This is a genomic window from Colwellia sp. BRX10-1 (genome assembly GCF_014077545.1).
In the GTDB taxonomy this organism is placed as follows: domain Bacteria; phylum Pseudomonadota; class Gammaproteobacteria; order Enterobacterales; family Alteromonadaceae; genus Colwellia_A.
Genome location: NZ_JACGWC010000101.1, coordinates 1 through 491, shown reverse-complemented (window position 1 = coordinate 491; position 491 = coordinate 1). Strand labels below are relative to the sequence as shown.

The window sequence follows — 491 nt, the reverse complement described above, 5'->3', positions numbered from 1 at the left end:
ATAACGCCTCATTAAGAGGAAATTTATAGTTGGCTAAAATGTTGAACGCAGTGAAAACAGCCAACTGTAAATTTTCCTGCTTAAATGCCTTGTTATATGCACAATTACACTAACATACCGTTCGCTAATAATGCAGGTAAGAAAAATCCCACCGATAAAACAATTGACCCAGTTAATATCATTGCAACTGAGCAAAAAACTGCATGTGTTGTAAATACTTTAGGTTGAAGAACTGCGCTATTTAGAAAGCCAATCTTTATAATTTGAATTTGTGAACTAAGCCAGTTTATTTTAGGTTGGAGCCAAACAAGTAATGGCTTGAAATACATAGCCAAAGCACCAAAAGCAAGTTCGATACCACCTATATCAATTAGAAACATCATTTCAGGTCCCGCAAATGCTGCGAAAGCAATAAATAAACCAATTAATAATTTTTGAATTAAACTTAAATCATTCCAAGTACGCATACATATCCTTGTGCATATAACGCC

1 protein-coding gene is annotated in these 491 nt (G+C 34.2%); it reads right to left on the bottom strand.

The window, feature by feature from the left end; all coding sequences use genetic code 11:
* Nucleotides 1-104: 104 nt before the first annotated feature.
* On the bottom strand, nt 105-467 hold the full coding sequence (locus tag H4J75_RS19710) for a hypothetical protein (RefSeq protein ID WP_182223071.1): 363 nt from the start codon (nt 465-467) through the stop codon (nt 105-107).
* Between the last annotated feature and the right edge of the window lie 24 nt (nt 468-491).

Bases quoted from the DNA above. Each gene is read 5' to 3' on its own strand.
- H4J75_RS19710 (WP_182223071.1), bottom strand. From the start codon at position 467: ATGCGTACTTGGAATGATTTAAGTTTAATTCAAAAATTATTAATTGGT.